The following is a 19,731-nucleotide window of genomic DNA, read 5'->3' as shown; positions in this document are numbered from 1 at the left end:
CATCTTGATGCGCTTTCTTACAGGCCTGATCGCCGCCACCCTGCTTGCCACCCCAGCCCTGGCCCAATGTGGCGGTGGGTTTAACAGCTTCGTCAAAGGTTTGAAGGCCGAGGCTGTTCAGCAAGGCTTTGACAAAGCAACCGTCGACGCGTTTTTCAAAGGTGTGCAACAGGACGGTGCCGTGTTGAAAGCAGACCGCGCACAAGGCGTGTTCCAAAAACCGTTCATCGAGTTTTCCCGCCGCCTGATCTCGGCCAACCGGATTGACCGAGGCAAGGCGATGTCGGGCAAGTATGACCGAGTGTTTGACCGGATCGAACGCGAATATGGTGTGTCACGCGGTGTCTTATTGGCCTTTTGGGCGTTCGAGACCGATTACGGATCGTTTCAAGGCGATTTCAACACCCGCAACGCGCTGGTGACGCTGGCCCATGATTGCCGCCGGCCCGAGCTGTTCCGACCCCAGATTTTTGCCGCGATCGAACTTTATCAGAACGGTGATTTCGACCCTGCCCGCACAACGGGTGCCTGGGCGGGTGAGATCGGCATGGTCCAGATGCTGCCCCGCGACATTCTGGAAAACGGCATCGACGGGGATGGTGACGGCAAGGTGTCGCTGAAAACTTCTGCCCCGGATGCGCTGCTGTCAGGGGCCAAGATGCTGTCGCATCTGGGCTGGCAGCCGGGTCAACCCTGGCTGCAAGAGGTTACCGTGCCTGCGCAGATGGATTGGTCGCTGTCTGGCCCCGGAAAACCGCGCCCGGTCTCAGACTGGCAGGCCATGGGTGTACAGGCGCGCAACGGGTCGCTCAGCAACCTGCCCGCGTCCCTGATCCTGCCGCAAGGGCACCAGGGGCCTGCCTTTCTGGCGTACCCGAATTTCGACGTCTATTTCGAATGGAACCAAAGCTTTGTCTACGTGCTGACCGCTGCCTATTTCGGCACACGGCTAGAGGGAGCTCAGATCTATGACGCACGCAACCCCGCTGCGGGGCTGTCCGGGGCGCAAATGAAGCAATTGCAGACCAAGCTGCAAGCCCGCGGCCATGACGTCGGCAAGATCGACGGCATTCTGGGTGCGGGAACGCGGGCGGCTGTGCAGGCCGAGCAGGTCCGGCTGGGTTTGCCCGCAGATGCGTGGCCCACGGCCGAGTTGTTGAACCGTCTCTAGCAAGACGCCCCTTCAACCCTCCAAGTCAATCGGACGCGGTGTTCCGTCCTCATCCAGAGCGACAAACACGAAATCCGCATCCGTTACTTTTTGCCCATTGTCCGATTGTCGGGGACGCGCCCAGACATCCACATGTACGCGGATCGATGTGCGGCCCACTTTCACGAGTGTGGCGTAGAGCGTCACCTCATCCCCCACCTTGACCGGTTGAAGAAACTGCATTGCCTCGACCGAGACGGTCGCCGCACGCCCCTGCGCCACCCGCGCCGCCATGTTTCCAGCCGCCAGATCCATTTGCGACATCAACCACCCGCCAAAGATATCCCCTGCCGGATTGGTATCGGCTGGCATAGCAATGGTACGGATGACCAGAACGCCTTCATCCTGCTGCCGCCCATGTGATGCGCGCCTCTTTGCCCGCACAAGCCGTTCATCGCTATCATTCGTCACTGCTTAGATCCTTCCGGTGGCAATGTGCACCACCTTCGATGCGCAACTGTCAAGACTCCGCGCGCCTGGTGCGTTGTTAAACCCTGTGTCACTCCGGCCGCACCGGATAGCGATCCCCTTTTTGGTCAATCAGGATCAACCGATCACCGTTACGGACATAGAGGTCGCAGCGACTGAACCCGTTGCGATAGTCGATACAGATGCTCCCGTCCTCGGCGATGGAATAGGTGCCAAAGGCAGATTCCCCGCTGGCATAAGTATAGGAATAGGCCCCACCGGCCGAGAATTTCGATTGACCATCGTCATAGAAAGTCAGCGTACGGCCTGCCAGTGCCTCCAATTCTTGCACCGACAGGGGCACATCGCCGGGTTTGGTGGGCCATTCTGCGGCGCTTAGGGGTGAGGCGACAATTAGGGCAAGGAACAGATATCGGGTCATGAGATCAGCTTAGCCTAAGCGATCGGAAACCGCTCATAACGTTGCGGTGATGCCTCATGCCACCATCTGCTCGGCTTTCTTCAGATCGACCGACACCAACTGGCTGACGCCCTGTTCCTGCATCGTCACACCAAACAGCCGGTCCATCCGGGCCATGGTTACCGCATGGTGGGTGATGATCAGGAACCGGGTGTCGGTCTGGCGGCACATCTCATCCAGCAAGTCACAGAACCGGGTCACGTTGGCATCGTCCAGAGGAGCGTCGACTTCGTCCAGCACGCAGATCGGGGCTGGGTTCGCCAGGAAGACGCCAAAGATCAGCGCCGTGGCGGTCAGGGTCTGCTCACCACCCGACAGCAGGCTAAGGGTCGACAGCTTTTTACCTGGCGGCTGACACATGATCTCAAGCCCGGCATCCAGCGGATCGTCACTTTCGACCATGACTAGGTTGGCCTCGCCACCGCCAAACAGGTGCTTGAACAGCATCGCAAAGTTCGAGTTCACTTGCTCAAACGCGGTCAGCAGACGTTCGCGCCCTTCGCGGTTGAGGCTGGCAATGCCGCTGCGCAGCGCCTTGATCGCCTCTTCCAGATCGGCCTTTTCGCTGGTGAGCGTGTCGAACTCCTCCTGCACCTCTTTGCTGTCTTCTTCGGCGCGCAGGTTCACCGCCCCCATCGCATCGCGTTGACGCTTGTGGCGGTTGACTTCAGCCTCCAGCGCATCTGCGGCGGGCATCTGGTCGGGGTTCACATCCAATTGGTTCAGCAACTGGTTGGGGGTTAGCTGTTGGTCTTCGGCGATCCGTTCGGCGGCTGCAACAACACCTTCTTTCGCCGCTTCGCTTCGCGCCTCGGCGGCTGCGCGCATTTCGCGAGCTTCCGAGGCAAGCCGTTCTGCCTCACGTTCGGCCAGAACCGCGTCGCGCTGCTGCGCTTCGGCTTCGGCCAAACGATCACCAGCTTCTTTGCGGCGGGCTTCGGCGGTTTCGATCAAAGTGTTCAACTCGGCGCGCTGTGCGGCGATCTCGTCAGGTGCAGCCATCGCCTGCGACAGCTCAGCTTCCGAACTCTCCTTGCGCTCTGCCAGTTCCGAAATCCGCTTTTCCGCCGTTTCCAGCCGGTGCCGCCAACCGCTGAGGTCTTTGGTGACCTCCTGGCTACGGCGCGTGCGTGCCTCGCCTTCGCGGCGCAGTTCGTCATGGGTCGAGCGATGGGTCAGCATGGTGATCCGCGCCGCCTCAACCGTTTGTTTGATGTCTTCCAACTGGCTGCGCGCTGTGTCCAGATCACCCAGACCCGTCAGCGCGTTTTCGGCCTCGCGCAGCTGCGCGCGCGCGGACATGGCATCCTCTTTGTGGCGGTCGACGGCCAATGACAGGGTCTCAAGCTTGCCCTGCGCAAGATTACGATCTGCCTCGGCGCGGCTGAGCGCACGGGCTGCTTCGGCCATACGTTGATCGGCAGCGCGCCGGGCCTCACGCGCTTTGCGGTCTGCCTCGGTCACTTCAGCCAGTTTCTGCGACAATGTCTCATGCGCCGCGCGCGCGCCTTCGGCCTGCGCTTCGGTCCGCGCAAGCTCTTGCTTCAATGCTTCCAGCTTGTTCAACTGCTCCAACCGCAGCGCGGCTGCACTGGGCGCATCTTCGGCCCAGGCGCGGAACCCGTCCCAGCGCCACAAATCACCGGAACGCGACACCAGACGCTGACCAGGCTTCAAGGCCGATTGCAAGCGCGCGCCCTGATCCGCATCCACAAGTCCGATTTGCGCAATACGACGGCTCAACCGGTCTGGGCCCGAAACATGCAGAGCGAGCGGTTCGGCACCGTCAGGCAACGGTTGATCAGCATCATAGCCGCTCAATTCCACCCAACCCGACGGTCCATCTCCTTCGACCAGAGGTGCGCGCAAATCATCGGCCAAAGCGGCGCCAAGCGCCTTTTCGAACCCGGGCACCACGCGCAGCAGGTCCAGAACCTGACCGCCTTCGGCAGTGTCACGCTCGACCAGTTTGGCCAATGCCGTCGTTTCAGCGCGGATCGCGCCCAACTCGCCTTCTGCCTCTGACCGTTTGGCCCGCGCGTCTGCCTCGCGCGCCTGCGTTTCGTTGCGCAACTCATCAGCCGCCGTCAGCGCAGTTTCCGCGGCGTCTGCCGCACTCTGCGCCGCGTCTTCGTCCTTCTGTGCCGTCGCATAGGCCTCACCCGCGCGGTTCACCGCCGATTTGGCATCCTCCACTGCCAGACGCGCCTTTTCTTCCTCACCCTCAGACCGGGCCAATGTCTTGCGGCTGTCTTCGACCAAACGCTGCGCCGATTGGTGTCGCGCCACAAGCCGGGCCAGGTCTTCCGTCTCTTGAGACAGATGGTCCTCACGCTGCTGCAAGACCGAGGCCGCCTCGCGCGCAACCTCAGCCGCTTCGGCAAGCTTTTCGTCCTGACCCTCGGCCGCTTTTGCCAGTTCGCGTGCTTCCCATTCCAAACGCTCGATCATCTCACCCGCATCGCGGTTCAGACCCGTCTCACGCTCGATGTCATGACCCAGTTGCTTGATGCGGTTGGTCAGCGTCTCGATGGTCTGCCGCGCGCGGGATTCCTGATCGGTCAGTTGATCCCGTTCGACCTGCTGGCGTTGCAGGACTGCAGCGGCGATAGCCTCTTCCTCGCGCAATGGTGGCAAAGTCTCTTCGATCTCGGCCCGCTTGGCAGAGGACGCGCGCGCCTGCGCTTCGGCACGCGACGCTTCGGTGATACGGTCCCGCAGCTTGTCTTCGGCTTGCTGGCGCGCGATATCGGCTTCTTTCCAACGGCGATACAGAAGCATCCCCTCGGCCTGCCGCAGCAAGGTTCCGATCTCACGATACCGGGCCGCCTGTCGGGCCTGACGCGCCAATTGCGCCAGTTGCCCGCCCAACTGCTCCAGCACGTCATCAACACGGGTCAGGTTGGCCTCGGTCCCTTTCAGCTTCAACTCCGCCTCGTGGCGACGTTGGTAGAGCCCCGAAATCCCGGCGGCCTCTTCCAGAATGCGGCGCCGGGCGCGGGGTTTGGCGTTGATCAGCTCGGCAATGCGGTTCTGCCCGACCAAGGCAGGCGAGTGCGCACCGGTTGAGGCGTCCGCAAATAGCATCTGCACATCGCGCGCGCGGACATCCTTGCCATTGGTCTTATAGGCGCTGCCCACGTCGCGGGTGATGCGGCGCACAATCTCAAGCTGGTCATTGTCGTTGAACCCCGAGGGCGCGAGCCGTTCCGAATTGTCCATGGTCAGGACCACTTCGGCAAAGTTGCGCGCGGGCCGTGTGGCGGCCCCGGCAAAGATCACATCTTCCATCGCGCCACCGCGCATGGATTTCGGGCGGTTTTCCCCCATCACCCAGCGCAGCGCTTCCAGCAGGTTCGACTTGCCGCACCCATTGGGGCCGACGACACCGGTCAGCCCGTCCGCGATGATCAGATCGGTCGGATCAACGAAGCTTTTGAAGCCGGTCAATTTGAGTTTGCTAAAACGCAATGACGAACGGGTCCCATGATTCCTGTAGCTCCGAAGTCTGCGCAACCGACAGGGCCAGAGTCAACGGGAACCCGCAGGATATGGCCTACCAGTGGCACTTATCCACAATATCTTGGCGAAATACGCAAGAACACGCGTGTTTCAATAGGGTGAACACTCGAACAGGTCATAGCCCAGATCCTCTGAGCGGCCGAAGTTGATGCATTCGTAATTGCGACGCGATATCGCCGCCAGCAACAGCTTTTCCCCGGCCTCACGGTCGCAACCCAGCACACCGACAGTTACAGCGGCGTCGCCCAACACATCGAGGATGGGGCAGCCCGAAACCTGCATCATCGCCAAGCCCGCCCGTTGGCGTATGGGCCCAAGACGGGGCGCGTATTGGGTGTTGACCCGCACGGCCTCGGCCAGATGCCCGCGCACGCGCACATCAAAGACGCTGCCATTCACAGCCACGCGCTTGGCAGGTAGGTCCCGGAAATGCGGCGTGCCTGCGGAACAGGCTGCCAGCAGGAAAATTGCAACAAAGCGGATCATGCCCGCTTTTGTGCGCGAATTTGGTTAATAGAACCTTTCGGGCACTACGCCCGCAATACCTGACCCAACCGGCGGACACCCTCGCGGATCATATCTTCATCCGAGTTGGAAAAGCTCAGCCGGATCGTATTTGCCCCGCTGCCATCAGGGAAAAACGCCTGCCCCGGAACAAAAGCCAGTTTGACCGTTTTCAGCGCTTTCTCCAGCAGTTCCGCGCCATCGGTTCCTTTCGGCAAAGTCACCCAGACAAACATACCACCTTCTGGCTGCGTCCACGCAACCCCATCGGGCATATGCGCGGCCAAAGCGGCAAGCATGGTGTCACGACGGGCGCTGTAAGCGCTGCGCAGCTTGGGAATATGTGTTTCAAAACAGCTTTCGGCCACCTTATGCACGGCCATCTGGTTGATGGTGGACGAATGCAGATCAGCCGCCTGTTTCAGCAACACCAACCGCGAGATGGTCGACTTGGCCGCAACCACCCAACCCAGGCGCAATCCCGGTGAAAGGGTTTTCGAGAAACTGCCGCAATAGATCGTCCGGCACGCCTCGATGGATCCCTTGCGCGCGATCTCAAGCGCCAGCACGGGTGGGATCGGCTCACCATCATAGCGCAGCGCCTGATACGCACCGTCTTCGATCACGGCACAATCCAGCTCATCGGCCAGATCCAACACAGCATTACGGCCCCGTAAATCAGTGGTTTCCCCTGTAGGGTTGGCAAAATCAGCCGAGAGATAGGCGAATTTGACCGCGCCTTCGCCAGCGGCGGCCCTGTATTCCGCCGCCCCCATATTGCCGTCGACGCTCAGTTGGTCAAAGCGTGGCTCATAAGCGCTAAAGGCGTTGATTGCGCCCAGATAGGTGGGCCATCCAACCAGGGCCGTGTCACCCGGTGACAGGAACAGCTTGCCCAGATAGTCCAGCGCCTGTTGCGAGCCTGAGGTGATCAGGATGTTATCGATATCGCAGGGGATACCCATCTGGCCCATGTGTTCGGCCAACCATTGGCGCAGCGGGGGATACCCCTCGCTGACGGAGTATTGCAGCGCCTGAGTTTGCTGGTCAGGGGTCAAAGACGCCTGGAATGCCTGCGCAAAAGCCTCGGCCGGAAACAAGGCCGGATCGGGGATGCCACCGGCAAAAGACACGATGTCCGGTTGCTCCAACAGCTTCAACAGCTCACGTATTTCCGACGCTTTCATGCGGGACATACGGGTTGCAAAAAGGTGATCCATCGACTCAGGCCTCCTCTGCCCTGACGTTTCAGGTCAAGTTACTCAGAACCCTGTATAAGTCAATATTTATGACCTAAATTTCCAACACGCCCGATGTCTTGAACACCGCCGCTTAACGTGGTCATATGATTTGACCAATTTCGAATGAAGACCGGATGCCCTTTCAAAAAGTTCAAACCGAAAAGCTGTCGCTTGCCGTGGTGCGGCAGATCGAACTTCTGATCCTGCGGGGCATTTTGCGCCCGGGCGAGCGCCTGCCGGCAGAACGTGAACTGGCCGAGCGCCTTGGGGTGTCACGCCCGTCGCTGCGCGAAGCCATTTCGGAATTGCAGGCGCAGGGTTTGCTGACCGCAAAAGCGGGTTCCGGCATCTACGTGGCCGAAGTTTTGGGCTCGGCCTTCTCCCCAGCGCTGATCCGTCTGTTCGGAAGCCATGACGAAGCGGTGTTCGATTATCTCTCGTTCAGACGGGACATGGAGGGGCTGGCCGCCGAACGCGCAGCGCGATTGGGTTCAGACAGTGATTTGCGTGTTATCCAAGCCTTGATGGACAAAATGGAGGCCGCCCATGCCGACAATGCGGCAGAAGATGAGGCCCAACTGGACGCTCAGTTTCACATGGCGATCATCGAGGCCAGCCATAACGTTGTGATGCTGCATATGATGCGTTCGATGTTCGACCTGCTGCGTCAGGGCGTGTTCTATAACCGGCAAATGATGTTCCATCAGCGCACCACCCGCGACGCAATCCTGGACCAGCACCGCGCCATCAACACGGCCTTGCAAGAACGCGACCCCAAAGGCGCGCGTCAGGCCGTGGAACAGCACCTAAGCTATGTGGAGCGGTGTATGGCCGACTACCAGAAAGCCAACCGAAACGAAGCCATCGCACAGCAACGCCTGCAACAGGTCAACCGGAGCAGTTGATGTTCATCGGTCGCTGATCAGCTGTTCCAGAACCTGAAGAAATTAGCACAAGAAAAAACCCGGTCATTGGACCGGGTTCGCTTCGTTCGTATGTGGCGCCAGATCAGTGCAGCTTTTCTCCAACATCCGCGATGGATGCGTCGATCAGCTTGTTGGCCTGGGTCGCTGTCATCTGCTTGGCCAAGACCGCGTTGGCTGCCGAAACCGCGACCGAGATCGCCTGATCGCGAACCTCTTTCACAGCAGACGCCTCGGCGGATGCGATCTGGTCCTGCGCAGCTGCGAGGCGACGCTCGATGGATTTCTCCAGATCGACCTTGGCTTGTTCCGCGGCCAGCGCCGCGTCTTCTTTGGCAGCGGCCACGATGGCATCGGCTTGACCCTGCACTTCGCGTTGCTTGCGCTCATACGAGGCCAACAGGCTGCGGGCTTCTTCGTGCAGCGCGCGCGCCTCGTCCAACTCGGACTTGATGCCTTCGGCGCGTTTGTCCAACAGACCACCGATCATGCCGGGGACCTTGAAGTAGAACAAGATCGCGATGAAGACGATGAAGCCCAGCAAGACAACAAAGTCGGTATTGGCTAGCGAAAAGAACGGGCCTTTGGCTGCAAAGGCCGGGCTGGCTGCGCCGAAGGTCAGGATAAGGGCAAGAGTGTTCCGCATGTCACTTATCCTTTCATCTGCGCGTCAACAGCACTGTCGATGGCTTTGGCATCTGCCTCGCCGCCCAGCGCGGTTACCAGTTCAGCCGCCGTGTCCTTGGCAACCACTTGAATGCTTTCCAGCGCACCGGCTCGGATGTCGGCAATAGCCTTTTCCGATTCAGCCGCTTTTGCAGCGATTTCCGCATCCGCCTTGGCAATCGCGTCATCCAGACCCGCCTGGATTTCCGCGCGTGCTTCGGCAGCGATACGCTGCGCCTCGGCACGGGCATCAGCCAGCGCCTTGTTATAGGCCTCTTCGGCCTCGACCGCCTTGGCCTTCAGATCTTCGGCCGCAGCCAGGTCATTTGTAATGGTCCCCTGACGTTCCGCCAGGATAGCCGCAATGCGCGGCAGGGCCACGCGGGACAGGACCAGAAAGATGACGACCAGCGTAATGACCAGCCAGAAGATCTGGTTGGGAAACCAATCGAAGCAGAGCTGTGGCATCCCGATGGCAGAGCCATAGGAGTCAACGCACGAGCCAGCCACTTCTTTGGCAATGGGTTCAGTCGCCATGATGTCCTCCGTCGGAACGTTGTCTTTACAACAGGCGGGCCACTATGGCGTGGGCCCACCTGCGCGTAAGGATCAGGTTCCGCAGATTATACGGCAAACATCAGCAGCAGCGAGACCAGGAATGCAAAGATCCCCAGGGCTTCTGCGAACGCGATACCGATGAAGAGGGTTGCGGTCTGCGATGCAGCCGCCGAAGGGTTGCGCAGAGCGCCGGCCAGGAAGTTGCCTGCAACGTTGCCCACCCCGATTGCGGCTGCGCCGGAACCGATTGCTGCCAGGCCTGCGCCGATATGTGCGAGATCGCCTTCCATGATGTATCTCCTTACGAATTGGAAGTTTCGATGTTGGGTGTTCGGACCTTAGTGCGACGGATGCAGCGCATCCTTGAGGTAAACACAGGTCAGAATGGTGAATACGTAGGCCTGAATGAAAGCCACCAGGACCTCAAGACCATACATTGCGGTGATCGCCAGGACCGACACGGGCGAAATCACGGCAACCGCGGCAAAGCCTGCGAAAACCTTGATCACGGCGTGGCCCGCCATAACGTTACCGGCAAGACGGATGGAATGGCTGACCGGACGCACAAAGTACGAGATCAGCTCGATCACGGCCAGGATGGGCCGCAACGCCAGAGGCGCGCTGGAAACCCAAAACAGGCCCAAGAACGCAGTGCCGTTCTTGACGAAGCCCAAGACGGTGACGGTCAGGAACACGGCCAGCGCCAGCGGGATGGTAACAGCGAAATGCGATGTGGTGGTGAACGAAGTCGGGATCAGGCCCAGGAAGTTCGCGCTGACGATGAACATGAACAAGGTCATGACATAGGGGAAGAACTTGACGCCGTCCTTGCCACAGATGTCTTCCAGCATCTTGTAGACGAACCCATAGGTCAGCTCTGCAATCGACTGGGTCCGGCTGGGGACAATAGCGCGCTTCGACGTGGGCAGAACCAGCAACAGAACAACGGCAACGATAGCCAGGAACAACCACAGGGTCACGTTGGTGATCGTGAACATGCCAACCGCACCGTCGCCGAACAACGGCTTGACGATGAACTGGTCCATTGGGTGGAAAACCAGGCTGCTGCCCTCTGCTGCGGTGGTCTCAGTTGCCACGTTCAGTCCCTCTCGTCCTTCTCGGCAGCCGTTGCTGCCGCTTGTTTCTCTTGAACCTCTTTCGCGCTGCGGAGCATAACCTTCACGCCCGCGACAAGGCCCAGCAATGTGAACAGCACCAGAAAGATCGGGATCGTCCCGAACAGGCTGTCCAGCCCGTATCCGATGCCAAATCCGATCCCCAGACCGGATACCATTTCGATGACCATCCTCCAGGCAAGCTCGCCCCCGGATATGTCAGCATCAGCACGGGTCTTGGGCTCATTGGCCTTTTTCGCCGCGTCGATCTTGGCCTCAAGCTGCGCCATACGCTGCTTTTGGTCGTCATCGGTCACGGACGGTTTCCTCGCGCTGTCTTGAGGCTAGGTGCTAAGGGTGAAGCCGTCCAGAGTCAACGCCATTGCGCGGCCAGATTGCCACAGGTTAAACCATTGTAAAATATATGGATTCATCCCTTCCCTAGAAGAGGGAACGGTACCAGTTTGCGGCGGCGACGCGCCAAAAGCCTGAAACCGCATATTCAACCAAATGGTTGACCAAACCCAAGCGCTGTGGTTGAGCCTGCTCATGTCAAATGATCTCGACACTGTTTTCGCGGCCCTTGCCGACCCGACCCGCCGCGCCATACTGGCGATGTTGCTGGAGGACGATATGGCGGTCACCGATGTGGCGGAGCCGTTCGAGATGTCACTGGCCGCGATCTCGAAACACCTTGTCATCTTGACCAGGGCGGGGCTGATTTCTCAGGAAAAGCGGGGGCGCGTCAAATGGTGCAAGCTGGAACCCGACGCCCTGCGCGCGGCTTCGGTTTGGATGCAGGGGTTCGGGCAGTTCGAACCGGTGAACCTGGACGCCTTCGAGCGGTTTTTAGAGGTCGAACTGCCCACTGACGAAAGCTGAATGCGTCTACCGCACGGCCAGGACCGACATTTTTGCGTGCTTGGCAAGATATCCGGCATGGCTTGAAAAGATATAGTCGGTAATTCGCGGTGCGTGAGTTCCAACCACGATCAAATCGGCATTGATTTCCTCGGCTGTTCGCGTCAGGTCTCTGTCCACCTCGGCTGCCACATCGACCGAATGAATCTTGCGAACGATGACTTCCGCACCGCTGTTTGTTGCCAGATTTTCCGCAAATGCAGCAAGTTCGGCATCAAACTCGGCCTCGGATTTAGAGGCGGTGCCCATATGAACACCCGACACGCTGACCAGGGTAATTTTCGCATGTTGCCATTTGGCCATTTCTGCGGCGATATCCGCTGCTTTTCGGACTTCAGGTGGCAAATTTCGATCGACGGGTAACATGATATGACTGAACATATTTGTCCTCCTCTCCCATTAACTCAAGATAGGTGGACTGGACAAAGGTCGCCTTGATCTGGCTCAACAAATTCCGCAGTTGGCATATGAGTTGGCGTAAGCTTTTCGCGGTCGATCTTAGCGGTCGATACGCGCCCGGATCCCTTCAGCTTGTTGGAACAGTTTTCTCACCGGACACCTGCGCATCACTTTTCAACAAAAGCAACAAAGCCACCACTGTCATAACGGCACCACCCAGGATCAGCACTGTGGGCGCCGGACGGCCCAAGGCGATCTCCCACAAAATCACCCAACTGGGGATCAGATAGGTATAGGCCATAACCTTGGCCGAAGGCAGGCGCAGCGCTGCGAATTGAACCAGCACAAAGCTTGAGGCGGTGGCAAAAACCGCAAGATACAGCAAAGTGATCCAGACGATAGGGGGAAGATTGGCCCAATCGGTCTGGCGAATGTCAGACCATCCAAAGACGGTCAGCATGACACAGCCTGCGATCAATGTACCGAAGGTGAACACAACCGCGGGCTCGCCGCGATTCAGTTTACGCACCATCGGGGTATAGACCGCGTGCGCGGCGCAGCCCCAGAAAAAGATGATCTCACCCGTCCCGACTTCGAATGCGCGAAAGGCCTGCCAATCCGCGCGAAAAATCACCCAAAGGGCTCCGACAGCACCAATGGACAACGCCAAGGCCATGCGCGGTGTCGTAACCTGTCGCAACAACACCCAGCCTGCAACGGCAGACATCACCGGGGTCAAGGTGAACACTGCTGCCGCGCTGACGGGCTTGGCTGTTTTGAGGCCATAGAACATCAGCACGAAATAGGTCCCGAACAGGCCACCAAGCACCGCGTATCGCCACGGGGCTTGCGCCGCGCTACGAGGCAGGCCTGTCGTCACCAAGGCGGCGACACCGATCAAAACCGCTGCAATCGCAAAGCGCGCCGCCGTGATCGCGGACGGCGCTATCTGATTTGCAACAATTGATCCTAAAGAAAAACTACCGGCCACCAGACCGGAGAAAACCAGCATGGCCAGGTGGCCACGGGCCTGATCCGTCATGAAACCCAGCCCTTTGCCTTTTCTTTCAGGAAGGTCAAAAAGGTCTGTACCTTTGTGGTGCGATGCAAATCGACATGCGTGACCAGCCACAGTTTCCCGGACCAATCCGGAACTGGGTCCATAACCTCGACAAGATCCGGATGTCGCGCGGCCTCCCACCGGGCCATGAACCCGATCCCCGCGCCTGCCACAACCGCTTCGCGCATGCTGAAGTTGTTGGTACACCGGAACGTTATGGTGTCTGCCGGAACCGTTTCCCGAAGCCAGCGCGAGAACGGTGCCCGGCTGTTTTCATCATCAGTGCTTACAAACACGTGGTTGGGAAAGTCTTCAACGCTGGATGGGGCACCATTTCTCTCGATATAAGACCGGCTGGCATATAGGCCGATTTCCTGCGGAATGAAGGGCTGCACCACGTTGTCCGGTTGGTCGGGCACCGACCCGGCCCGGATTGCCACATGCGCCTCGCCATATTCCAAACGAAACAGGCGATCCCCGGTCAGATAGCGCACGATCAAGCCCGGGTGCATCTGCTGAAACTCGGTCAAGGCCGGTACGATCAGCGGCGCCAACGAAGCAAGCGAAGTCACCACGAGCTCGCCCGAGACATCGTCACCGCGCCCTTTCATGCGCCCGACAAGCTGGTTGAACTGATCTTCGGTGGCTTGGGCCACGCGTAGCAGATCCTCTCCGGCATCTGTCGGCGTGTAACCACGCGCATGGCGCTGAAACAGTTTTACACCCAGCCGCATCTCGATAGCATCAATATGCCGGATAACCGTTGCGTGGTGCACGCCCAGCACATCCGCGGCGCCACTGACCGTGCCCATCCGTGCAACGTGGTAAGCGGTTCTCACTTCGTCCCAATTGTCCATTGCATCTCTTTCAACGTGCAAATCCTGGAAGCTGTGCAAATTCTAACAGCAACTGTTGGTATACTTGGGTTTTGTTCGTGAATGCAACAATCATATTGACATCAACTGCATCACCACAACCACAGGACAAAGCTGATGACACAGACCGTATTGCATATCGACGCCTCGGCCCGGCGCACAGGATCCACCACCCGAGACCTGTCCGACAAGATCGTCAAGCACCTCAACGCAACCCGCATCATTCGCCGCGACCTTGCAACGCCCTTGCCGTTGCTGACCGAAGACTGGATCACCGCGAATTTCACCCCGGCTGATGAGCGTGACGATGTCCAACGCGACCGCCTGGCACTGTCGGATGAACTGGTCAACGAATTGCAGCGCGCCGACACCGTGGTGATTGGCCTTCCGATCTACAACTTTTCCGTCCCCGCCGCGTTCAAGGCGTGGATTGATCTGGTCGCCCGCGCTGGACTGACCTTCGCGTATTCCGAAAACGGCCCCAAAGGGCTGCTGCAAGGCAAGCGCGCCATTCTGGCCATCGCCTCGGGCGGCACTGCCGTTGGGTCCGAGATTGATTTTGCCACCGATTACGCCAAACACGTGTTGGGCTTTATCGGCATTCAGGATGTTGATGTGATCGCCGCTGACCAAATGGCACTGGATGCGGAAGGCTCGCTCAACAAGGCGCAACAAGCGCTATCTGAACTGGCAGCCTGATTGACCTCCCTCAAATTTGCGTCCAGTCTGCGCTTTGGATCGAAGTGAGCAGCCTGGACGTTTCCCATGAAGAAGATCGGCATCTTGGGCGGTGTGGGATGGGCCTCCACCGTCGATTACTACCGCGCCATCGCCCAGGGCGCAGGGCGTTATTTCGCCGAACGTGGCCACGGCGCACCCTTGCCGATCCCCCCAATCACAATCGAATCCGTCGTGCAGGCGCAAACGCGCGCGTTGCGTGGCATCGCGGGTAATGAAGACAGCTGGGCAGAATTTGACGCCGTGTTCCGCAACGCGCTTTTGACCTTGCAAAGTGCAGGCTGCGATTTCGCCATCATCGCCTCAAACACGCCCCATGCTCGCCTGCATGCGATCCGGCAAGGTGTTTCCATGCCAATCCTCAGCATTTTCGATGCCACGGCCGAGGCGACCAAGACCACTGGTGCTTCCAAGGCTCTGGTACTAGGCACAACCGTCACGATGCAGGCGACGAACTATGCAGATCATCTGGCAAATCACGGCATCGCCGCCAACCCGCGCCTGCCTGAGACAGAGATCGCCGAAATGCAGGCGATGATCGACACAGATTTCTATGGTGGAGCTTCAGATGGTGCTCATGCCCGTTTGCTAGACTTCTGCAACCGACACGCAACACCGGGCACCGCTATCCTCCTGGCCTGCACCGAACTCCCGCTGGCTTTCCCCGATCACCTGGACGATCCGGTGTTCAAGGCAGATGGCCATCTTTTCATCAACCCCTCCGCCGCACATGTCACTGCGGCCCTGACCAAAGCTTTGGCAGGGTTCTAGGCCTCTCGTCTTCTGTTCGAAAATACCTCCGTCGGAGACACGCGCCGCAAGGCGCGTTTTATTCCCCCCCAACTCTTTGACCGCACTGCTATGAAGATACTCCGCGATACGCCAGACCAACTGATCCTGTCCAACACTCCCTGGCTGATTGGCCTGATGCTTATTGGCTTTATACTCGCCTTTCTGGGCGCGGGTATCTTTATGGCCAGCGACGGCAACAAGCCTGTCTGGTTCGGCATCTTGTTCGCGTTCTTTGGTGGCGGCATGGGGGCCGTAATCTTCTGTGCCATGGTCCGGCAGGTTCAGGTCATAATGGACCGCCCATCCAAAACAATCCTGATCCGCCGCCAATCCGTTTTCGGCTATGAGACAGTTGAACATGCGCTTTCGGATCTTTCCCATGCCGAGGTTGAGACATCGCGCACCTCACGCCGAGGCAGCTCTTCCAAGGTCCACCGGCCTGTTCTGATTTTGGACAAGGGCATGAGCGCCGGTCGCCATCCCATTGTCGAGAACTATTACAGCGGACGCGGGGCGCAAAGGCTGGTTGATGCCGTCAACAGCTGGCTTCCGGCCCGCAAGGTTGACACAGACAGCCAATCCGCATAAAGCCCTGGCCAAACATCCGGAAGCGTTTGACCTTCCGGTCCCTTGAGTCGTTCAGGGATCGCCCCCCACCAGCGAGTTTCGCCCGTGGGGGCAATGCCAGTTGGCCTGCCTCCACATCTAAGCCAGTGGGTTAGGGGCAAGCCATTTGGAACGTCCCCCGCACCTAATTCGGTGGGAGGAGGTAATTGTGGATTGAACCGGTGCCGCTTACGTAAGGGGTGCCACCAGATAACCGGCATAGGAGGCCGAAGGCATGTTTGAAAATCTATCCGAACGCCTCTCTGGCGTCTTTGACCGGCTGACCAAACAGGGTGCCCTGTCCGAAGAGGACGTCAAAACCGCGCTGCGCGAGGTGCGTGTTGCCCTGCTGGAGGCGGATGTCTCGCTGCCGGTTGCGCGTGAATTCGTCAAGAAGGTGCAGGAACAAGCCACTGGGCAAGCCGTCACCAAATCGATCACCCCCGGCCAGCAGGTCGTGAAGATCGTGCATGACGCGCTGGTCGATACACTCCGGGGCGAGGATGATCCCGGTGCACTCAAGATCGACAACCCGCCTGCCCCGATCCTGATGGTCGGTCTGCAGGGTTCTGGTAAGACCACCACAACCGGTAAGCTTGCCAAGCGGCTAAAAGAGAAAGAGGGCAAGAAGGTCCTTATGGCCTCGCTCGATGTCTATCGCCCGGCGGCAATGGATCAGCTGGCGGTTCTGGGCACACAGGTGGGCGTCGATACCCTGCCGATCGTGCCAGGCCAGAAACCGGTCGATATCGCAAAACGCGCCAAGCAGCAGGCCACCTTGGGTGGCTATGACGTCTATATGCTCGACACTGCCGGCCGCCTGCACATTGACGAAGTCCTGATGGACGAGGTCGAGCAGGTCCGCAACGTGGTCGATCCGCGCGAGACTCTGCTGGTGGTCGATGGCCTGACCGGTCAGGTCGCCGTTGAAGTTGCCGAGGAGTTTGACGCCAAGGTCGGCATCTCGGGCGTTGTTCTGACCCGGATGGATGGCGACGGACGCGGCGGTGCGGCACTGTCCATGCGCGCGGTCACCGGCAAGCCCATCCGCTTTGTCGGTCTGGGCGAGAAGATGGACGCGCTCGAAACCTTCGAGCCGGACCGCATCGCAGGCCGTATTCTGGGCATGGGCGACATCGTTGCGCTGGTCGAAAAAGCCCAGGAAACGATGGAGCTTGAACAGACCGAGCGCATGATGAAGCGCATGGTCAAAGGTCAGTTCAATATGAACGACCTGAAAATGCAGCTCGAACAGATGATCCAGATGGGCGGGATGCAAGGCATGATGGGCATGATGCCCGGCATGGGCAAGATGGCCAAACAGATGGATGCCGCCGGTCTGGACGACAAAATCCTGCGCCAGCAGATCGCCATGATCCAATCGATGACCAAACGCGAACGCGCCAACCCGCAATTGCTGCAAGCCAGCCGCAAGAAACGGATTGCCGCTGGTTCGGGGATGGAGGTCAGCGACCTCAACAAGCTGCTTAAGATGCACCGGCAGATGTCGGACATGATGAAGAAGATGGGCAAGATGGGCAAAGGCAAGATGCTGAAGCAGGCCATGAAAGGCATGTTCGGCAAAGGCGGCCCCTCGCCCGAAGAAATGGCCGCAAGCATGGACCCCAAGGCGCTGGAACAGGCGGCCAAGGCCATGGGCGGCAAGGTGCCCGGCGGCCTGCCCGGCCTGGGTGGCGGCATGGCTCTGCCACCGGGGCTCAGCGGCTTTGGGAAGAAGAAGTAACCGTGAGCTTTGCACCCACCATAAACACTGCGCGTCTGACACTGCGCCATCACCGGCTCGAAGATTTCGAGCCGATGGCGGCGTTGTTTGCGACGGATTGGGCGAAGTATATGGATGGGCCGTACTCGGCGCAGGACCTGTGGTCAATACTGGGCTCGGACGTGGCCAGTTGGCAGTTTCTCGGATTTGGCGCGTGGGCAGTCGATTTTACGGAAACCGGTGAATTCATTGGGCAGGTCGGGATCAACAAACCCCCAAAATTCCCGGAAACCGAAATCGGTTGGTGCATTTTTCCCAACTATGAAGGCAAGGGGTTTGCATTCGAAGCGGCCTGCGCCGCGCGCGATTGGGCGTTTCAAAACGCCGGTTTGACGACACTGGTCAGCTATATTGATGCTCCCAACGCACGTTCAATCGCCTTGGCAAAGCGACTGGGTGCAATTGAGGACCAAAGCGCAGCGCGCCCATCTCCTGAGGATGTCGTCTATCGCCACCCTCGCCCGGATGAGCTGCAAAGCGGATCGGAGGCCTACGCATGACCTTCCGGTTCGAAGCTGCGCCAAATGCTCAAGGGGCTGAACTGGCGGCTCGGGTGGCGAACGCCATTCCGCAACTTGAGACAGATCGCCTGATCTTGCGCGCACCGCGATTGTCGGATTTTGACACCTATGCCCGGATCGTCGCCAGCCCGCGCGCACGCTATCTGACCCTGATGTCGCGCGAAGATGCGTGGTACGATTTCGCCCAGATGGTCGCTATCTGGGCTCTTCGCGGTCACGGATTGTGGTCTGTCACTTTGAAGACGGATGGCGCATTGCTCGGGTTCGTCGTCCTGGGGTTTGAACCCGAAGATCCTGAACCGGAACTTGGTTTCATCTTCACCGAGGAAGGTGAAGGCCACGGCTTTGCCCATGAAGCTGCCAGCGCTGCTCTGCGCTTTGCGTTCCAACGATTGAATTGGGAAACGCTGGCCAGCTTTGTCGCCAAGGGCAACGATCGGTCACAGCGCCTTGCAGAACGTTTGGGCGCCACGCTGGAACGCGAGATCATTGAGCAAGACGGTGTCACATTGGTCAATCGTCATCTGCCCAACCCCTGTGATGGCGGGATGGAGGCTTACGCATGACCTCGTTCACCATCCCCACCATTGAGACCGACCGCTTGATCCTGCGCGCACCGCATCAGGATGATCTGCCCGCAATGACCGCCTTCTTTGCGACCGAACGCAGCCATATGGTGGGTGGTCCAAAAGATGAGATCGGTTGCTGGGAGTCGCTGGCCAAACGCTTGGGACACTGGGCGCTGAACGGGTTCGGAATGTGGCACCTGACCGAGAAATCAAGCGAAGAGTTCGTTGGTTGGGCCGGTATGATCTTTGCACCCGGCTGGGCCGAGCCTGAATTGGGGTGGGCATTGATGGCCGAAGCCGAAGGCAAAGGTTTTGGGTTCGAGGCCGCGCAGGCCGCGCGTGACTATGCTGCCCGACATCAGGGTCTGAACGGCGTCATGAGCTATATCGCCCACGCCAATGACCGCTCGCGCGGATTGGCCGAACGTCTTGGCGCCACCTACGAGTGCGACGGCACATTGCTGGGCAAAACAGCCCAGATCTGGCGTCACCCTCAGATTGACCTGACGACCGAAAGGACCGGCCAATGACCAACCCCGTGACCCAAGCTGCCACGCTGTTGAAAGAGCATCGCGAAAGCATCGATCGGCTGGATGCAATCCTTGTCTATACACTGGGCGAGCGGTTCAAGCACACCCAGGCCGTGGGCAAGCTCAAGGCCACACACGACCTTCCCCCGTCCGATCCCACGCGCGAAGCCGCGCAGATCGCACGGCTTGAAGACCTGGCGAAAGAGGCCGATCTGGACCCCGCTTTCGCCAAGGCTTTCCTGAATTTCATCATTCAGGAAGTCATCCGACACCATAAGAAACACCAAGAATAACTGGGCATCCCCCAGT

24 protein-coding genes are annotated in these 19,731 nt (G+C 59.2%); 11 read left to right on the top strand and 13 right to left on the bottom strand.

What is annotated here, in order from left to right:
- The first annotated feature begins 7 nt into the window (after positions 1-7).
- The gene (locus tag GOX45_RS18175) at positions 8-1,171 is read left to right on the top strand and encodes a lytic murein transglycosylase (protein ID WP_171102741.1); all 1,164 of its coding nucleotides are present in this window, start codon (positions 8-10) and stop codon (positions 1,169-1,171) included.
- A 12-nt stretch (positions 1,172-1,183) separates the two neighbouring features.
- Here the strand turns inward: GOX45_RS18175 and GOX45_RS18170 are convergent, their stop codons facing one another.
- The 5 genes from GOX45_RS18170 to GOX45_RS18150 form a co-directional block, all read right to left on the bottom strand.
- Entirely contained in the window at positions 1,184-1,522 is a 339-nt protein-coding gene (locus GOX45_RS18170) for an acyl-CoA thioesterase (protein WP_171102937.1), read from the bottom strand.
- Positions 1,523-1,709: 187 nt separating this feature from the next.
- A complete protein-coding gene (locus tag GOX45_RS18165; protein ID WP_171102739.1) occupies positions 1,710-2,060 on the bottom strand; it encodes a hypothetical protein in 351 nt (116 codons plus the stop codon).
- A gap of 54 nt (positions 2,061-2,114) precedes the next feature.
- On the bottom strand, positions 2,115-5,570 hold the full coding sequence (locus GOX45_RS18160) for a chromosome segregation SMC family protein (RefSeq protein ID WP_171102737.1): 3,456 nt from the start codon (positions 5,568-5,570) through the stop codon (positions 2,115-2,117).
- A 141-nt stretch (positions 5,571-5,711) separates the two neighbouring features.
- Complete coding sequence (locus tag GOX45_RS18155) at positions 5,712-6,107, bottom strand: hypothetical protein (protein ID WP_171102735.1); 396 nt, start codon at positions 6,105-6,107, stop codon at positions 5,712-5,714.
- A gap of 44 nt (positions 6,108-6,151) precedes the next feature.
- Complete coding sequence (locus GOX45_RS18150; RefSeq protein WP_171102733.1) at positions 6,152-7,345, bottom strand: PLP-dependent aminotransferase family protein; 1,194 nt, start codon at positions 7,343-7,345, stop codon at positions 6,152-6,154.
- Between the two features lie 155 nt (positions 7,346-7,500).
- Between GOX45_RS18150 and GOX45_RS18145 the strand changes: the two genes are divergently transcribed.
- Positions 7,501-8,271, top strand: coding sequence for a FadR/GntR family transcriptional regulator (locus GOX45_RS18145; RefSeq protein WP_171102731.1), 771 nt, complete (start codon positions 7,501-7,503; stop codon positions 8,269-8,271).
- Positions 8,272-8,374: 103 nt separating this feature from the next.
- Here the strand turns inward: GOX45_RS18145 and GOX45_RS18140 are convergent, their stop codons facing one another.
- The 5 genes from GOX45_RS18140 to GOX45_RS18120 form a co-directional block, all read right to left on the bottom strand.
- Positions 8,375-8,935, bottom strand: a complete 561-nt coding sequence (locus tag GOX45_RS18140) for a F0F1 ATP synthase subunit B (RefSeq protein ID WP_171102729.1) — start codon at positions 8,933-8,935, stop codon at positions 8,375-8,377.
- A gap of 5 nt (positions 8,936-8,940) precedes the next feature.
- The gene (locus GOX45_RS18135) at positions 8,941-9,492 is read right to left on the bottom strand and encodes a F0F1 ATP synthase subunit B' (RefSeq protein ID WP_171102727.1); all 552 of its coding nucleotides are present in this window, start codon (positions 9,490-9,492) and stop codon (positions 8,941-8,943) included.
- An 86-nt stretch (positions 9,493-9,578) separates the two neighbouring features.
- Positions 9,579-9,803 (bottom strand): F0F1 ATP synthase subunit C, encoded by a 225-nt coding sequence (locus GOX45_RS18130; protein ID WP_005981269.1) that lies wholly within the window; start codon positions 9,801-9,803, stop codon positions 9,579-9,581.
- Positions 9,804-9,851: 48 nt separating this feature from the next.
- On the bottom strand, positions 9,852-10,610 hold the full coding sequence (locus GOX45_RS18125) for a F0F1 ATP synthase subunit A (RefSeq protein WP_171102725.1): 759 nt from the start codon (positions 10,608-10,610) through the stop codon (positions 9,852-9,854).
- 2 nt (positions 10,611-10,612) lie between these two features.
- A complete protein-coding gene (locus GOX45_RS18120; protein ID WP_171102723.1) occupies positions 10,613-10,945 on the bottom strand; it encodes an AtpZ/AtpI family protein in 333 nt (110 codons plus the stop codon).
- 232 nt (positions 10,946-11,177) lie between these two features.
- Here GOX45_RS18120 and GOX45_RS18115 point away from each other — a divergent pair, with 232 nt between their 5' ends.
- Positions 11,178-11,510, top strand: coding sequence for a helix-turn-helix transcriptional regulator (locus GOX45_RS18115; protein WP_171102721.1), 333 nt, complete (start codon positions 11,178-11,180; stop codon positions 11,508-11,510).
- 6 nt (positions 11,511-11,516) lie between these two features.
- Here GOX45_RS18115 and GOX45_RS18110 read toward each other — a convergent pair whose 3' ends face one another.
- From GOX45_RS18110 to GOX45_RS18100, 3 genes are all read right to left on the bottom strand, one after another.
- Complete coding sequence (locus GOX45_RS18110) at positions 11,517-11,930, bottom strand: universal stress protein (RefSeq protein ID WP_171102719.1); 414 nt, start codon at positions 11,928-11,930, stop codon at positions 11,517-11,519.
- Between the two features lie 145 nt (positions 11,931-12,075).
- On the bottom strand, positions 12,076-12,990 hold the full coding sequence (locus GOX45_RS18105; protein WP_171102718.1) for a DMT family transporter: 915 nt from the start codon (positions 12,988-12,990) through the stop codon (positions 12,076-12,078).
- A complete protein-coding gene (locus GOX45_RS18100) occupies positions 12,987-13,865 on the bottom strand; it encodes a LysR family transcriptional regulator (RefSeq protein ID WP_171102716.1) in 879 nt (292 codons plus the stop codon). Before GOX45_RS18100 ends, GOX45_RS18105 begins: the two co-directional genes overlap by 4 nt.
- A gap of 135 nt (positions 13,866-14,000) precedes the next feature.
- Between GOX45_RS18100 and GOX45_RS18095 the strand changes: the two genes are divergently transcribed.
- From GOX45_RS18095 to GOX45_RS18060, 8 genes are all read left to right on the top strand, one after another.
- Positions 14,001-14,582 carry an FMN-dependent NADH-azoreductase gene (locus tag GOX45_RS18095; RefSeq protein WP_171102714.1) on the top strand — a complete coding sequence of 194 codons (582 nt, stop codon included), beginning with the start codon at positions 14,001-14,003 and terminating at the stop codon, positions 14,580-14,582.
- Positions 14,583-14,648: 66 nt separating this feature from the next.
- Positions 14,649-15,392: an aspartate/glutamate racemase family protein gene (locus tag GOX45_RS18090; protein WP_171102706.1), complete on the top strand. Its 744-nt coding sequence runs from the start codon at positions 14,649-14,651 to the stop codon at positions 15,390-15,392.
- Positions 15,393-15,482: 90 nt separating this feature from the next.
- Positions 15,483-16,001, top strand: a complete 519-nt coding sequence (locus tag GOX45_RS18085; protein WP_171102704.1) for a hypothetical protein — start codon at positions 15,483-15,485, stop codon at positions 15,999-16,001.
- Positions 16,002-16,254: 253 nt separating this feature from the next.
- Positions 16,255-17,763 (top strand): signal recognition particle protein, encoded by a 1,509-nt coding sequence (ffh, locus tag GOX45_RS18080; RefSeq protein ID WP_171102702.1) that lies wholly within the window; start codon positions 16,255-16,257, stop codon positions 17,761-17,763.
- A gap of 2 nt (positions 17,764-17,765) precedes the next feature.
- On the top strand, positions 17,766-18,302 hold the full coding sequence (locus GOX45_RS18075) for a GNAT family N-acetyltransferase (protein WP_171102700.1): 537 nt from the start codon (positions 17,766-17,768) through the stop codon (positions 18,300-18,302).
- Entirely contained in the window at positions 18,299-18,889 is a 591-nt protein-coding gene (locus GOX45_RS18070; protein WP_171102698.1) for a GNAT family N-acetyltransferase, read from the top strand. The genes GOX45_RS18075 and GOX45_RS18070 overlap by 4 nt, the downstream gene beginning before the upstream one ends.
- Positions 18,886-19,422 carry a GNAT family N-acetyltransferase gene (locus GOX45_RS18065; RefSeq protein ID WP_171102696.1) on the top strand — a complete coding sequence of 179 codons (537 nt, stop codon included), beginning with the start codon at positions 18,886-18,888 and terminating at the stop codon, positions 19,420-19,422. The genes GOX45_RS18070 and GOX45_RS18065 overlap by 4 nt, the downstream gene beginning before the upstream one ends.
- Positions 19,419-19,715 (top strand): chorismate mutase, encoded by a 297-nt coding sequence (locus GOX45_RS18060; RefSeq protein WP_171102694.1) that lies wholly within the window; start codon positions 19,419-19,421, stop codon positions 19,713-19,715. The genes GOX45_RS18065 and GOX45_RS18060 overlap by 4 nt, the downstream gene beginning before the upstream one ends.
- Positions 19,716-19,731: the final 16 nt, after the last annotated feature.

This window comes from Ruegeria sp. HKCCD7255 (assembly GCF_013031565.1).
Lineage (GTDB): Bacteria > Pseudomonadota > Alphaproteobacteria > Rhodobacterales > Rhodobacteraceae > Ruegeria.
The sequence above is the reverse complement of the archived record's forward strand: the minus strand, read 5'-3'. Positions and strand labels throughout refer to the sequence as shown.

What these genes read in the sequence shown, in the direction of transcription:
- GOX45_RS18130 (WP_005981269.1), bottom strand. Translation starts at nt 9,803, where the DNA reads ATGGAAGGCGATCTCGCACATATCGGCGCAGGCCTGGCAGCAATCGGT.
- GOX45_RS18100 (WP_171102716.1), bottom strand. Translation starts at nt 13,865, where the DNA reads ATGGACAATTGGGACGAAGTGAGAACCGCTTACCACGTTGCACGGATG.
- GOX45_RS18060 (WP_171102694.1), top strand. Translation starts at nt 19,419, where the DNA reads ATGACCAACCCCGTGACCCAAGCTGCCACGCTGTTGAAAGAGCATCGC.
- GOX45_RS18105 (WP_171102718.1), bottom strand. Translation starts at nt 12,990, where the DNA reads ATGACGGATCAGGCCCGTGGCCACCTGGCCATGCTGGTTTTCTCCGGT.
- GOX45_RS18150 (WP_171102733.1), bottom strand. Translation starts at nt 7,345, where the DNA reads ATGGATCACCTTTTTGCAACCCGTATGTCCCGCATGAAAGCGTCGGAA.
- GOX45_RS18165 (WP_171102739.1), bottom strand. Translation starts at nt 2,060, where the DNA reads ATGACCCGATATCTGTTCCTTGCCCTAATTGTCGCCTCACCCCTAAGC.
- GOX45_RS18175 (WP_171102741.1), top strand. Translation starts at nt 8, where the DNA reads ATGCGCTTTCTTACAGGCCTGATCGCCGCCACCCTGCTTGCCACCCCA.
- GOX45_RS18135 (WP_171102727.1), bottom strand. Translation starts at nt 9,492, where the DNA reads ATGGCGACTGAACCCATTGCCAAAGAAGTGGCTGGCTCGTGCGTTGAC.
- GOX45_RS18090 (WP_171102706.1), top strand. Translation starts at nt 14,649, where the DNA reads ATGAAGAAGATCGGCATCTTGGGCGGTGTGGGATGGGCCTCCACCGTC.
- GOX45_RS18140 (WP_171102729.1), bottom strand. Translation starts at nt 8,935, where the DNA reads ATGCGGAACACTCTTGCCCTTATCCTGACCTTCGGCGCAGCCAGCCCG.
- GOX45_RS18070 (WP_171102698.1), top strand. Translation starts at nt 18,299, where the DNA reads ATGACCTTCCGGTTCGAAGCTGCGCCAAATGCTCAAGGGGCTGAACTG.
- GOX45_RS18170 (WP_171102937.1), bottom strand. Translation starts at nt 1,522, where the DNA reads ATGCCAGCCGATACCAATCCGGCAGGGGATATCTTTGGCGGGTGGTTG.
- GOX45_RS18155 (WP_171102735.1), bottom strand. Translation starts at nt 6,107, where the DNA reads ATGATCCGCTTTGTTGCAATTTTCCTGCTGGCAGCCTGTTCCGCAGGC.
- GOX45_RS18085 (WP_171102704.1), top strand. Translation starts at nt 15,483, where the DNA reads ATGAAGATACTCCGCGATACGCCAGACCAACTGATCCTGTCCAACACT.
- GOX45_RS18145 (WP_171102731.1), top strand. Translation starts at nt 7,501, where the DNA reads ATGCCCTTTCAAAAAGTTCAAACCGAAAAGCTGTCGCTTGCCGTGGTG.
- GOX45_RS18065 (WP_171102696.1), top strand. Translation starts at nt 18,886, where the DNA reads ATGACCTCGTTCACCATCCCCACCATTGAGACCGACCGCTTGATCCTG.
- ffh (WP_171102702.1), top strand. Translation starts at nt 16,255, where the DNA reads ATGTTTGAAAATCTATCCGAACGCCTCTCTGGCGTCTTTGACCGGCTG.
- GOX45_RS18095 (WP_171102714.1), top strand. Translation starts at nt 14,001, where the DNA reads ATGACACAGACCGTATTGCATATCGACGCCTCGGCCCGGCGCACAGGA.
- GOX45_RS18115 (WP_171102721.1), top strand. Translation starts at nt 11,178, where the DNA reads ATGTCAAATGATCTCGACACTGTTTTCGCGGCCCTTGCCGACCCGACC.
- GOX45_RS18110 (WP_171102719.1), bottom strand. Translation starts at nt 11,930, where the DNA reads ATGTTCAGTCATATCATGTTACCCGTCGATCGAAATTTGCCACCTGAA.